At 46.5% G+C, this 13,627-nt stretch carries 12 protein-coding genes; 5 read left to right on the top strand and 7 right to left on the bottom strand.

Annotated elements, in window-relative coordinates; translation table 11 throughout:
* The first annotated feature begins 108 nt into the window (after positions 1-108).
* Entirely contained in the window at positions 109-630 is a 522-nt protein-coding gene (locus tag ACSF8X_RS14050; RefSeq protein ID WP_500850267.1) for a MerR family transcriptional regulator, read from the top strand.
* 62 nt (positions 631-692) lie between these two features.
* Here the strand turns inward: ACSF8X_RS14050 and ACSF8X_RS14045 are convergent, their stop codons facing one another.
* A complete protein-coding gene (locus ACSF8X_RS14045; protein WP_500850266.1) occupies positions 693-2,561 on the bottom strand; it encodes a methyl-accepting chemotaxis protein in 1,869 nt (622 codons plus the stop codon).
* Between the two features lie 323 nt (positions 2,562-2,884).
* Between ACSF8X_RS14045 and ACSF8X_RS14040 the strand changes: the two genes are divergently transcribed.
* Both ACSF8X_RS14040 and ACSF8X_RS14035 read left to right on the top strand, forming a co-directional pair.
* Positions 2,885-3,439, top strand: coding sequence for a winged helix-turn-helix domain-containing protein (locus ACSF8X_RS14040; RefSeq protein WP_500850265.1), 555 nt, complete (start codon positions 2,885-2,887; stop codon positions 3,437-3,439).
* Entirely contained in the window at positions 3,384-3,833 is a 450-nt protein-coding gene (locus ACSF8X_RS14035) for a hypothetical protein (RefSeq protein WP_500850264.1), read from the top strand. Before ACSF8X_RS14040 ends, ACSF8X_RS14035 begins: the two co-directional genes overlap by 56 nt.
* Positions 3,834-3,897: 64 nt before the next feature.
* On the opposite strand, the gene ACSF8X_RS14030 is transcribed toward ACSF8X_RS14035, so the two are convergent.
* From ACSF8X_RS14030 to ACSF8X_RS14020, 3 genes are all read right to left on the bottom strand, one after another.
* Positions 3,898-5,148, bottom strand: a complete 1,251-nt coding sequence (locus ACSF8X_RS14030) for an Nramp family divalent metal transporter (RefSeq protein WP_500850263.1) — start codon at positions 5,146-5,148, stop codon at positions 3,898-3,900.
* A 191-nt stretch (positions 5,149-5,339) separates the two neighbouring features.
* The gene (gene pta, locus ACSF8X_RS14025) at positions 5,340-7,493 is read right to left on the bottom strand and encodes a phosphate acetyltransferase (protein ID WP_157037769.1); all 2,154 of its coding nucleotides are present in this window, start codon (positions 7,491-7,493) and stop codon (positions 5,340-5,342) included.
* A 167-nt stretch (positions 7,494-7,660) separates the two neighbouring features.
* Positions 7,661-8,857 (bottom strand): acetate kinase, encoded by a 1,197-nt coding sequence (locus tag ACSF8X_RS14020; protein ID WP_500850262.1) that lies wholly within the window; start codon positions 8,855-8,857, stop codon positions 7,661-7,663.
* 336 nt (positions 8,858-9,193) lie between these two features.
* Here ACSF8X_RS14020 and yfbV point away from each other — a divergent pair, with 336 nt between their 5' ends.
* Positions 9,194-9,646, top strand: a complete 453-nt coding sequence (yfbV, locus tag ACSF8X_RS14015; RefSeq protein ID WP_047877449.1) for a terminus macrodomain insulation protein YfbV — start codon at positions 9,194-9,196, stop codon at positions 9,644-9,646.
* 71 nt (positions 9,647-9,717) lie between these two features.
* Here yfbV and ACSF8X_RS14010 read toward each other — a convergent pair whose 3' ends face one another.
* The 3 genes from ACSF8X_RS14010 to rlmA all read right to left on the bottom strand — a co-directional run bounded on the left by ACSF8X_RS14010 (position 9,718) and on the right by rlmA (position 12,299).
* Positions 9,718-10,023, bottom strand: coding sequence for a DUF6172 family protein (locus ACSF8X_RS14010; RefSeq protein WP_047877448.1), 306 nt, complete (start codon positions 10,021-10,023; stop codon positions 9,718-9,720).
* 326 nt (positions 10,024-10,349) lie between these two features.
* A complete protein-coding gene (locus tag ACSF8X_RS14005; RefSeq protein ID WP_500850261.1) occupies positions 10,350-11,342 on the bottom strand; it encodes a ChaN family lipoprotein in 993 nt (330 codons plus the stop codon).
* 138 nt (positions 11,343-11,480) lie between these two features.
* Positions 11,481-12,299, bottom strand: coding sequence for a 23S rRNA (guanine(745)-N(1))-methyltransferase (gene rlmA, locus ACSF8X_RS14000; RefSeq protein WP_500850260.1), 819 nt, complete (start codon positions 12,297-12,299; stop codon positions 11,481-11,483).
* A 284-nt stretch (positions 12,300-12,583) separates the two neighbouring features.
* Here rlmA and ACSF8X_RS13995 point away from each other — a divergent pair, with 284 nt between their 5' ends.
* Positions 12,584-13,612 carry a porin gene (locus ACSF8X_RS13995; RefSeq protein WP_047877445.1) on the top strand — a complete coding sequence of 343 codons (1,029 nt, stop codon included), beginning with the start codon at positions 12,584-12,586 and terminating at the stop codon, positions 13,610-13,612.
* Positions 13,613-13,627: the final 15 nt, after the last annotated feature.

Here is a 13,627-nt window from a genome sequence, read left to right as displayed (position 1 = left end):
TTCAGCATTAAGTGACATCAATACCGGCATAATATTTCTGTTGTAGTTGTTGACCTGTCTATAAGTGACGGGTTCAGACTATCACTAAGTTAAGCAAGAGAGCCTATTATGTTGACAATCAGTCAGTTAGCGAAACACCATAAAATTTCACGAACCACAATACTCTATTATGAGCGTTCCGGATTGCTGGTACCCCGTTGTCGGTCTGAAAATGGTTATCGTTGGTACGGCGAGAATGAAATCAAAAGATTGGAGAGTATTTTGGCTTACCGGTCTTTTGGGGTTTCTGTCAGTCACATTGCCTCTTTGCTTGATCGTGACAGTCAGACAACACAAGAGCAGATATTGCGTGAACAATTTAATGCATTGGAAGACGAAATTCAGATGCTGCGCCAGCAACAAAAAGCGATTGTGATGCTATTGGAACAACCGACATTATTGGAGCAAAACATGGTAACGAAAGAGCGTTGGACTGACATTATGAAAGCGGCTGGTTTTAATGAGCAGGACATGCACAATTGGCATAAGCAGTTTGAAAAAATGGAGCCGGATGCACATCAGGAGTTTTTGGAATCACTAGGCATTGATGCTGAAGAGATCGTGAAAATTCGTCATTGGTCAAAAAAGTAAGGCTATATTCGAAAAAACCGCCAACAATGTTGGCGGTTTTTTTATGGGGATCGTGCCTGTTATTAAATTTTAAACTTGAGAACAGAGTTGCTCAGTTCAACAGAGAGCAGTTCCAAGTTTTCTGCCTGAATCTTGTTTTGGTTGATAACAGCCGCAGTTTCTTTTGATATGTCATTGATATTATATACATTCTTATTGATTTCCTGAGTGACCTGAGATTGCTCTTCGGTCGCCGTGGCAATTTGAATGTTCATATCTTGGATTTGGCGAATTTCCTGCTCAATCAACTGGAGCATGTGGGCCGCGTCATCCGATTTAGACAGCGTATTGTGGGCACTACGTGCGTTGTTTTCCATCAGGCTAACAGAGTGATGAACTTGTTCCTTGAGTTTGGAGATCATGGTTTGGATCTCATCGGTACTCTGCTGAGTTTTGGTCGCCAGTGATCTAACTTCATCGGCTACCACCGCGAATCCCCGGCCATGCTCTCCCGCTCGTGCAGCTTCGATTGCGGCATTGAGTGCCAATAGATTGGTTTGATCGGCAATACCACGAATAACATCAAGAATACCACCGACATTTTCCGTTTCCTGCTGAACAATATTGATGGCATTTTGGATCTCGCCAAGATCATTGACGAGCAATTTTATATTGTCGTTCATCTCATCCACAATTTGTTGGCCATCTGTTGAGCGATGGTGGGCATCATTAGAGGATTTCGATGTTACGCTGGCATTTTTTGAAACTTCAGTAATGGTTGCCAACATTTCATTAATTGCGGTAACGACATGCTCCAGTTCCATGATTTGGTGCTGGGATGACTTATCGACGTCTACCGATGAATCGGCAATGAGTTTCGATGATTTGTGCAAGTCACTAGAGCAGTTATTGATGCTGACAATAATATCTTTTAGGTTGTTAGCCATAATCAGTGTTGAGCGGTATACACCAACATCTTTTGCACTCAGTTGAGGGATATCAGTCAAGATACCGTTTGAGATATTCTCAACAAGATGATTAATATCGTCAGGTTCTCCGCCAATAGGGGCGTAGATATATTTTCGTACAAATATTTGGCATAAGAACATGGCTAGAAGGCTAGCCACGCAAAGAATGATGATTCCAAGAATAAAGTTATTATTACTCTCTTTCTCTATTTCGGACACATATTCATAGTTAGCAACGCTAAATCCCAACGTTTCTACATTGGTAATGTAAGCAATGATATTACCTTGTTCGCCACTATAGCTGATTTTTCCTGAGCGGTTTTTATATTGAGGGTAATCAGCATAAATATTGGTGTGTAGCATAGTGCTATCACCACTGGCGATCACATTACCGCTTTTGGTTAGGTAGACATCAACTTTATTCGTTGCAACAGTTGATAAAACAAACTTATTGAGTTCATCCAAATATAGATCGGCCGCAACAACAGCATAAATATTGCTGCTGGCATCGTAGAGAGGAACGCTGAATGTAATGATCCATCTCTTTGTAAATTCATCGACATAGGCTTCAGTGAATGAGCGGTTGTGACTACCATTTATAATGTTGTCAAACCAACGTTTTCCTTTGGCATTTTTTGTCACATCAAAACCATTTTTAGTAATGATGCCACCATCATTCATCGCAATATAGACATTAGATATTGCTGAATTTGATGTGATGTTAGAGAGCTTAGCCATTACTGCTGACATTTTCTCATTATCAGCAGTATCGATATCAAAGCTAGAGGTGCTTAAAATATCAAAATATCTTTCAGAGTATTGTGCTACCACAGTCGCGAGCATTTGGGACTGGGACTGCATTTTACTCTCATGATTCTTTATTGATGACTCACTAAAGTTCGACAAATTGATACTTGTAATTAGAGCAAAAGAGATAACAAAAAATGATGTGAAGGCTGTTGTTATTTTTGTACTTAGTTTCATGTTTACGTTTACTCACGCGAAAGGTACGACTTATCACGAAATCAACATATGCAATCGTGGATTTATGGCTGCTATCTTATGAAATGGTATGACAAATTGTTAGTTACTAACTGGTTATATATCGCAGAGGAATTATTTTTGTTTTTGATTTTACTTGTATTGTCAACTTATAATTTATTAAATTTTAAATATTCTGGATGGGTGTCACTATTGAGTGCTTGTATGCGTATAGAGCTTGACGTAAATTTTCCATAAGTATAGCATTTCGCAGTTTTAACTTTTGAAAGTGACTTGTCTCAATATTTAATGCTTAGATAGAATAAATGGCTATGAATGGCTCGTATATTGAATTGGGGAAATGGATTTTAGATTTAGAAACGGGAAGGTTATTTCTTAATAATGATCTTTCTGCTTGCGTTAAGGTTATTCCCAATAAACCATTAGAGTTTCTTTCAGTATTATGCTGCGGAAATGGTCAAGTGGTAGATAAGGATATCATTGTTGATGCTGTATGGCGCGGCCATACATCGCCAGAGAACATTACACAAACAGTGAATAAATTAAGGATATTACTGGATGATTATGATAAGGAAATAATCGTTAATGTGCCAGGGAAAGGATATATATTAAAGTATAGTGATTATCTTTTTAATGATAAAAAAGAAACCTTAAAAGAAGAATTTCAAGAGGGAAATATTGCTTTAAATAAGAGTCTTTATTTCAAGATTAAAGTTTTTCTTTGTGTTGTGGTGATGGGTGGTTTTGTCTATTTTTCGACAATGTATTTTAACCAAGTTTCTTTTGATGATGCGGTATTGAGTGATGAATATTCATCTTGCGATGTTTCTGAAAAAAATAGCACCATTGTTTGCAAATAAAATGGATGTGTTTTTTTACATATCTTTACCCGTCTTGATTTTCTTGATGTTCTACTCTTTTGCTGACTACTTTAATGATACGATTTATTTTGGTCGTGGAGAATACCATAATGATTTGGTTGTGACATCGCATATCCGGCATTGTTATTCAAATCGATATGTATTGAATGCATTTATTGAAAAATCTAATGGTGATGTTGACCGAATTCACTGTTCTGGGACGTTGACTGACGAGTATTATTTTGTCCCTGAAGATATGAAGAATGGCTGTTTTGGATCTTACAGAATAAAAAAACTTTCAAAAGGGTGCTATATGATGGAATCTGATTCGGTAGATAGCTTTACCCAGCATTTTTTCTTCTGCAAAATTGATGTAAAGCATAAGATGGCATAATTCTTCAGTGGTTTATTTATCAGATAAAAGCCCTCGTATAGTCGAGGGCTTTTTGTTTGATAAGTTATGCCACAAGGCTCCAAAGTAGGTATCCGTTAAGTGTCAGAACCAAGGAGACAATAACTCCGCCTAAGGCCGAAATAATCCGAGGGTTGCAAAAACTCCCCATAATTTGCCTACGGCTGGTGAAAATCAGCAATGGGATAATGGCGAGGGCCACCCCAAAGCTGAGTACGACTTGGCTGGCAACCAGAATATCGGTTGTGCTGACTCCCACCATAATAAAGCCAAATGCCGGTAGCATTGTGATTGTCCGGCGTAACCACATAGGGATGCTGAAGCGGACGAAGCCTTGCATCACCACCTGACCGGCTAAGGTGCCGACAACCGTTGATGATAGGCCTGAGGCGATCAGCGACAGCCCGAATAGCACTGCGGCTCCCTTACCCAGCAGCGGGGTCAGGGTCTGATATGCATTTTCGATACTGGCGATATCACTGCGCCCGGTGTGATGGAAGACTGCTGCCGCCATGGCAATGATGGCGATATTGACAAAACCGGCGATCGTCATCGCGATCAGTACATCAAGCCGTGTCATCTTGAGTCGCTGGCGGATATTGTGGCTTGTTTGTGCGGTGAACAGTGCCGAGTGCAGGTAAATAACATGCGGCATGACCGTGGCCCCTAAAATGCCTGCTGCCAAGTAAATCTGCTTGGGATCGTTTAGGGTCGGGATGAACAGGCCGGTCGCGAGTTCAGTGGCGGCAGGCTTGGCCATCAAGAGTTCGACGGCATAGATGGCGGCAACCAATACCAACAAGCCGCCGATAAAGAGTTCTAGGGGTTTCTGGCTGCGACGGCCGAGGGTGAGAATTGCGAGGGTTAGTAGGGCGGTAATGGTTGCGCCTTCTAGTAGGCTTACCCCTAGCAGTAATTGGAAACCGACGGCGGCCCCGATGAATTCGGCCAGATCGGTGGCCATTGCGATAATTTCAGCTTGAATCCAATAAGGAACAACCGCCCAGCGTGGCAGGTTGTCGCGAAGGTGCTCGGCAAGGTTTTTCCCGGTTACGATACCCAGCTTGGCAGAGAGGTACTGAATGAGCATCGCCATCAAATTAGCCCACAGCACAACCCATAGTAGCTGGTAGCCAAACGCTGAACCTGATTCGATGTTGGTTGCGAAATTACCCGGGTCAATATAGCCGATTGCTGCAATAAAAGCCGGGCCAAGCAGGCGACGGCTGTTGCCTTTAAGAAGATGGGCCGGTTGGCTGTAAGCAGTATTGGCTGAAGGTGACACGAGCGCAGTCATGGCGTGTATTCCGGTTATTAATATGGGAGTGAATTTACGCTTGGTAACCGGAGGATGCCAATTTGTAATAACTATCGCTCTGATAGCATTTAGCGATGAATCGGAAGGTGGTAGTTCTCTGTTTTACCGAGATAAAAAAACGCCCCCGCAAAAGCGGAGGCGTTGAGGACTTTAGCGCAAAGTAATCGAAATTACTTGTTTGCTTCTTCTGCTTGCTTTGCCTGAATCGCAGTTAGTGCAACAGTGTAAACGATGTCGTCTACTAGTGCGCCACGAGAAAGGTCGTTCACCGGCTTACGCATGCCCTGAAGCATTGGACCGATAGAAACAAGATCAGCAGAACGCTGTACCGCTTTGTATGTCGTGTTACCTGTGTTTAGGTCAGGGAATACGAATACAGTTGCTTTACCTGCTACTGGAGAGTTAGGTGCTTTAGAAGCAGCAACGTTTTCCATGATAGCGGCGTCGTACTGTAGAGGACCGTCGATCACGAGATCAGGACGCTTCTCTTGAGCAATCTTAGTTGCTTCACGTACTTTATCTACGTCTGCACCCTTACCAGATTCACCAGTAGAGTAAGAGATCATAGCAACGCGTGGTTCGATACCGAACGCTTTAGCAGAATCTGCAGACTGGATAGCGATTTCTGCAAGCTGCTCAGCAGTTGGATCTGGGTTGATCGCACAGTCACCGTAAACCAGTACTTGGTCAGGTAGCAGCATGAAGAATACAGACGATACGATAGACGCATCAGGTGCAGTCTTGATGATCTGGAACGGAGGAACGATAGTGTTCGCTGTTGTGTGAACCGCACCTGAAACCAGGCCGTCTACTTCGTCGTTTTCTAGCATCATAGTGCCTAGGAAAACAGAGTCTTGTAGTTTTTCACGTGCAACAACGTCAGTCATGCCTTTCGCGCCACGTAGCTCAACAAGGCGAGCAACGTAGTTTTCACGTACTTCATCAGAGTTGATGATAGTTACGCCAGCACCTAGTGTAACGCCCTGCTGCTCAGCAACACGACGGATTTCTTCTGGGTTACCAAGAAGCACACATTCTGCAATGCCGCGCTCAGCACAGATAGCCGCTGCTTTAACTGTACGAGGCTCGTCACCTTCAGGAAGAACGATACGCTTAGCTGCTTTACGTGCAAGCTCAGTTAGCTCGTAACGGAATGCAGGAGGGCTTAGGCGACGCTCTTTAGTTGAACCTTCAGTTAGAGATTCAATCCACTGGCCGTCGATGTGGCTAGCCATGTATTCGTTAACTAGCTCAACGCGCTCTTTGTCGTCAGCTGGTACTTCTAGGCTGAAGCTCTGAAGGTTCAGAGACGTTTGCCAAGTGTTGCCCGGTGCAGTCATTACAGGTAGGCCTGTTTCGAAAGCACGCTTACATAGGTCAGTGACCGCTTTTGGTAGCTCGTAGCCGCCAGTTAGCAGTAGGGCACCGATTTCAACGCCGTTCATTGCTGCAAGACACGCTGCTACGACAACGTCTGGACGGTCAGCAGAAGCAACAAGCAGAGAGCCTGGGCGGAAGTGCTCAATCATGTGCGGAATAGAGCGTGCACAGAAAGTGATGCTCTTGATGCGACGTGTCGCGATCTCGCCTTCGTTGATGATTTCAGCGTTCAGGTGCTTCGCAATGTCAGTAGAACGGGTTGCGATTAGCTCTGCGCTCCAAGGTGCACAGCCAAGTACACGGATTGGGCTAGAGTTGAAAACCTGCATTACTTCAACGTTAGACGGTACAGTACCTTCTACATCGTCAAAGATTTCAGATAGGTCAGGGCGAGTACGGCCTTCGGCATCTACTGGTGCGTTTAGTTTGTTAACGATAACGCCAGCAATTTGCTTGTTCTTGATGCCGCCGAAGTTAGAACATGCTACTTCGATGCGCTCTTTAAGCTGTGCAGGGTTGTCTGTACCAGGAGAGACAACGAATACGATTTCCGCGTCTAGCGTTTTCGCAATTTCGTAGTTGATCTGGTTAGCAAATGGGTGCTTGCGAGTAGGAACTAGACCTTCGATCAGTGCTACTTCAGCGTCAGCTGTAGACTCTTTGAAGCGCGCAACGATGTCTTCTAGCAGAACGTCGCTCTTATCGTTACGGATAAGTTCTTCAGCACATGCCATTGAGAATGGTTCTGCCACTTTCATGTCACTGTTTGCAGTGATGATTGTGGTAGTTAGATCAGGCTGTTCGCCGCCGTGACGAGGCTGTGCGATAGGCTTGAAGAATGAAACGCGAACACCTTTGCGTTCCATGGCGCGAAGTACACCAAGGCTTACGCTAGTAAGACCAACACCGGCGCCAACCGGAATAAGCATAATAGTACGGGACACTGTGGATTCCTCAACTATTGATAATACAGCGCTGGTCAATAATGATTGAGAAACCATTATTGAGCAGCGCCACAACAGACTGACATGGTTCAGTTAGTGTGAGCTAACTTATCAACCATGAAAAAACGGCCGGCCAAAGCCAGCCGTTCATCAACTATGGTGACGGATTAGATTTCAGCTAGACGAGCTGTATCTTCTGCGATCACTAGTTCTTCGTTAGTAGAAACAACCATTGCAGGAACACGGCTGTTTGCAGCAGTGATAACACCTTCGCCGCCGAAGCGTGCTTTCAGGTTAGCTTCGCTGTCTACTTCAACACCTAGGATAGCTAGACGGTTAAGTACCATCTCACGGATAGGTGCAGAGTTTTCACCGATACCACCAGTGAAAGTGATTGCGTCTAGACGACCTTCTAGAGACGCAGTGTAACCAGCTACGTACTTCGCTAGACGGTGGCAGAACACGTCCATTGCACGTGTTGCTTCTTCTTTCTCACCGTAGTTGTCTTCAACGAAACGGCAGTCAGAAGTCACTTCAGTCAGACCCTGTAGGCCAGACTCTTTAGTTAGCATGTTGTTGATTTTCTCAACAGAGTAGCCTAGGTTGTCGTGTAGGTGGAAGATGATCGCAGGATCGATATCACCACAACGAGTACCCATTACTAGACCTTCAAGAGGAGTCAGACCCATAGAAGTGTCTACAGACTGGCCGTTCTTGATTGCACAAACAGAAGCACCGTTACCTAGGTGGCAGTTGATGATGTTTAGTTCTTCAACTGGCTTACCAAGGATCTTAGCTGTCTCACGAGTGATGAACAGGTGAGAAGTACCGTGCATGCCGTAACGACGGATGCCGTGCTCTTTGTATAGGTTGTATGGAAGTGCGTATAGGAACGCTTCTTCAGGCATAGTCTGGTGGAATGCAGTATCGAATACAGCAACGTTTTTCAGTGCTGGGAATGCAGTTTGTGCTGCTTTGATACCGATGATGTGCGCAGGGTTGTGAAGAGGTGCTAGAGTTGCACAGTCTTCGATACCTTTTAGAACTTCGTCAGTGATCAGTGCAGATGCAGTGAACTGCTCGCCGCCGTGTACTACACGGTGACCGATAGCTGCTAGGTTTTCTGCTAGTTCTGGCTTAGACGCAAGAATTGTGTCTACCATAAACGCTAGTGCTTCTTCGTGAGCAGCGCCTTCACCTAGTTGAGCTTCGTGCTTGCCATCAAGTTTCCACTTGATGCGTGCTTCTGGAAGGTGCAGACATTCTGCAAGACCTGACAGGTGCTCATCACCTGAAACAGCGTCAACAACAGCGAACTTTAGCGAAGAGCTACCGCAGTTAAGAACTAAAACCAGCTTAGACATGAGAGTGACTACCTATAATCTGTCTGAAAGTTGATATTCAACTGAATAAAAATTACCCATAGGATAGACGACATTTTGCATCTGTCAGTCTAACCAGGGTCAAATTCATGTTATATCCATATATGAATTAGAAACGAGTAACCCGAATCCTGGGCCATCCTTGGAAGTGCCTCCAGTTGCCATTACGGAGATTACAGGCAACAATGAATGTAGGCGTGCTTAGGATAGCGATTGTTACGCAATATAACAAAAAGATTTTTAGAAAAAATTAATTTGAATCAAGTTAGTTATTTGTCAATTTGATTTTTTACTGATTTTTTTGAAGATTGGTGGTTTATGAATCAACACAACTCACTCTGGCAATCATTCCGTGATGGGCAGGATTACATGTCAACGTGGCCGATGCGGAAAGAGCTGGCCATGCTGTTTCCCGAGCAGCGTTACATCAGGGCGACCCGGTTTGCGATGCGGGTCATGCCAGCTGTCGCGGTGATGAGTGTACTGAGCCAAATGGCTTTCAATAATTATGATGCCTTGCCGCAGGCGATTGCCGTCGCGCTGTTTGCTTTGAGCATGCCGCTGCAGGGGTTATGGTGGTTGGGGCGTCGGAGCAATACCACGTTGCCGCCTTCGTTGGCGAGCTGGTATCGCGAAATCCACGACAAAATTTTGAGTGAAGGCTATGCGATGCAGCCGGTTAAGTCTCAGCCCCGCTATATGGAACTGGCTCAGGTACTTAACCGTGCGTTTAAACAGCTTGATAAAGCGTCACTTGAACGCTGGTTCTGATGCGTAAGGCTATCAACACCAGATAATAAAAAAGTAGCCATTGGGCTACTTTTTTATTATCTGCGTCTGACTTATTCTTCGTCGTCGGCTTCAATGTTTTTCTGGCGAACGCTTGGCTTGGCCAAGATTTCCAGATAGAACGAAGTCAGGCCTTTCGCTACCACCGCATCAATAGACTTGTTGATTTCTTTTAGGTGGATGACGTTTGCTTCCTGCTCGGTATCGCCGAATCGGCAGTCAAAGCTCCAGAAGTCAGCGCCTGCAGGCAGAGTTTTGTTGCGCTCACGCTTGATGTACTTCTTCACTTCGAATTTAACAGCGTCAACAACGCGTGGAACCGCTTTCTTTGGGTGAGTTAAAGCAAATGTTTTTTTCATCGTTTTCCTAGAATAAAAGCCCTATACACGTTGGGCACGGGCATATATTACTTCAAATCTGCGGTTGTCGCGAATAACAAGATCTAAGTCACATTCAGTTACCCGTCAGCGGTTGTGCCTTATCGCCTTTCTTGCTTTGCGGATTCTCTCACCGTGGCGGCGGTGCGAGAGGGGGGCTCGCCTATCACTGGGGGAAGGTTCAGCTTCCGGTCAGCACGGTTATGCGATAGTCAGTGTCGAGATATTACTCGCTGTCTCTCTCCAGAGCCCCGCAAGCTTGGCCGCCGACGGGGCTTTTGGTTTTCTGCTATATATCCTGCTTTTGTCTATTGGCCGGCTGGCTTTGCTGGCTGTAGCCTCCCTTCTTCATAACACTGCAGCCCTTTGTTACGTGAATAGATTTCGTTCATTGCCGCTTTCATCTTGTCTTTGTTGATGTAGCTTGTCGGCAGCGGCATCACCTTGAAGGTGTAGTCCGGTGCATTCTCCGACAGTTCGCTTTCATCGGTGATTGGAGTGACCATGACGACTTTCAGAGCCGGATTCCGGGCCAAAATCCGTGATGCCGTCCCGAGCCCTTCTGCGACATGGAAGCGTCCGGCAGTATGGATGATCTGGGTATTTGGATGTAGGGCGAGGTAATTGACCATGCTTTCGGCCATCGTGTCATCCCATGCTGTTTGCGCAGCAAACTGGCGGTTGGTTTTGGCTTCGTCTCCGTGGTGCATTGAGGCGTTGAAGACCTGACGGTAGCGATCGTTATTGAGGGTCAGTGTCTCGGCAACCCACTTCCGCTCGTTGGCGGGTAACTGCTCGATGTAACCGGCGCCTTGTTGGCCGATGCAGCGGACAATCGACTTCGGGGCGTTGGCGGCAATGACATCAAGATCGTGCTGTTTGGCAAACTCCACCAACGGGCGGTAGTCACTGCTGTAGTTGGGCCAGGCGTTGCCCTCTTTGATCAGTGTTTTCTCGCCGATTTCACTGGCAAGGTACTGGTTGACGATATGCTGCTTGTCGCGGGTGAACTGCTCCATGGACAGTGCCATGTTCGGGTTTTCGGCATACAGGGCGGAGAACAGTTTTGTCTGCATCAGGTGTGCAGCCGGGTGGCCATGCCACTCACCGACCAGCACGATATCGGCATCACGGACAGCTTGCGCGAGGCTGCTGATTGTTAAGGTTTGGCCGTCCGGGCTGCGGATAGTTGCGTCGTAGAACGTTGCCGGAGGGGTTACTTGTGCGGCAGGGGAGAATTCGCCCTGTGCGCTACAACCGAGGAGCAGGCTGGTCAGGCCGAGGGAAAGCCATTTTTTCATGATTGTCAGTTCACCATTTTGTCCGCAAGGCGCGCGGGCGCGTCAGTCAGACGTATAAGTATAGTGCGCTGATAATAAAGGAGTTGATATTGGTTATCAAATGTTATTGATAACCAATATCAATTAATAGGCGACCATTTATGCGGTACGGCGGTACACCCTGATCGCAAAATCTGCTTCGCAGTGGAACTGTTCGCTGGCTGCCAGTTGTTGCCAAACGGCATCGCTGGTCTTCCATGCAAACGGGGTCATCTGCATTAGGGCGGTGGCTTCTTCGCCATTGAGCGTCATATCGTAATGTAGTTGGTCGTCCTCGATCAGCTCAAAGCCGTCAATGGATTCCACGGGTACATCATGGAGATGGACTTCGTCGTAGATCAGCCCTTTAAGTTGGTATAGGTGGCGCGGGGCAGGGGTAACAGCTACGAGGATCCCGCCGGGCTTGACGGTACGAGCCAGCTCCTCTCCCTTGCACGGTGCATAGATCCGGACCACGGCATCGAAACTTTGGTCGGCGAATGGTAGGCGGTGGCTGGATGCCACGCAGAAACGACACTCCTTGTAGCGTTTGGCCGCATAGCGAATCGCAATTTTAGATATATCGAGCCCGTAGACGGTCAGCCCCGATTGTTCCGGTGCGGCAAGGGAAAAATCATGGGTATAGTAGCCTTCGCCACAGCCAATATCGAGCAGTTGTTGGGCGCTCTCTGGCAGGTGCTGTTTGATTTTTTCCACCACGGCATGCTTCATTGGCTGGTAGTGGCCGCCTTCCAAGAACAGGCGTCGTGCCTGCATCATCTCTTTGTTGTCACCCGGGTTTTTAGAGCTCTTGTGATGGGCTGGCATCAGGTTGACATAGCCTTCTTTGGCAAGGTCGAAACGATGGTTGTTGGTACAAAGCCAGGTGTTCCCCTGTTGAGCGAGGGGAAGGTGGCACAATGGGCATTGGTAGGACATGTCATTATCCGCTGGAGCATAAACACAATAATAGCCGCATTGTAACCTCAACTTCCCTGTGATGTGTGGTTTTAGCCAGAATTTATCTAGCCGTCGAAACGGGAAGACTTGTCGTTGATAGCTACTGCGCATAATTTTGCAATTAAAATTTAATTCCAATTGATCTGTACTATGATTTTTGAGCGCAAATAAACGATTGATATCCCTGTAAGGGATGTATCTATCAATGGACGCGCGCAAATAAGGCTTCATTGTCTAATAAAAATGTACAACAGGAGTTGAACATGAAAAAAGCAGCATTAGCAGTGGTTATTCCCGTTCTTTTGGCATCTGGTGCCGTTCAGGCTGGTACGATTTACCAAGGTGAGGATGGGTCAACAATCGATGTATACGGACGCTTGGCATTCAATATTACTGACAAGGGCTCGGAGGACGTCGAGGGTAAGTTCGATGCCCGTCTAGGTATCGGGGGATCTCAGACCGTCAACGATACTGTATCGGTGATTGGCTGGGCCGAATATCAGGTTGGCGCCGCTGAGTTTGCCAACAACCTTAATGATGAAGATGAGCTGACGGCTCGTTATGTCTGGGCCGGTATCGACGGGGCTGAATACGGTCGCCTGACCGGGGGACGTGTCGCATCGGGGCTTATCATGTTCACCGACATCGTCGATGTGTTTGCTGCGTCGGATATCGCGATCGCCCGGCAGGTTGGTGTTGTTGATGCTACCGCAACTCAGGTATTTCGTCAGGATGGTACGGTGCAGTATCAAAACAGCTTTGATTATTTTGATGTATCGGCGGCCTATATCATCGGCAATAACACCTCTGACTTGGATACAGCCTATAACCTTGCATTGCGCTATACCTTCAACATGGGGGATGCGGGCAAGCTCGCCCCTGTCGCGATTTATCAGTATGACGAGGGTGAGAGCGGCGATGAGTACTATGTTTGGGGTATCGGTGCCAGCTATTACATCGGTGATGTAGTGCTTGGGGTCGTTTATTCCGAGGACGAGGTTGAAAAAGTTGGCGTAGTCGATAAGAGCAAGGATGAAGTGGTTGAGGCCTCGATCGTTTATGATCTCAATGATTGGTGGGTATTGCGCGCCGGTTACCGTTGGCTTGAAAACAGTGGCGGGGATGAACTGGAACTGAGTGATACCACCCTTGAGGCCCAATACCGCCTGACTACCCGCTCGTCAATTTTCGGTAGCTATGTCTTCCGTGATGGCGATAACGGCACATCAGCGGGCTATTCGGGCGATGCCGATGATGATTACTTTTTCCTCGGCCTGCGTTACGAATACTGATCGCTCATCATCGAG

Source organism: Photobacterium panuliri (genome assembly GCF_059920555.1).
The sequence above is the reverse complement of the archived record's forward strand: the minus strand, read 5'-3'. Positions and strand labels throughout refer to the sequence as shown.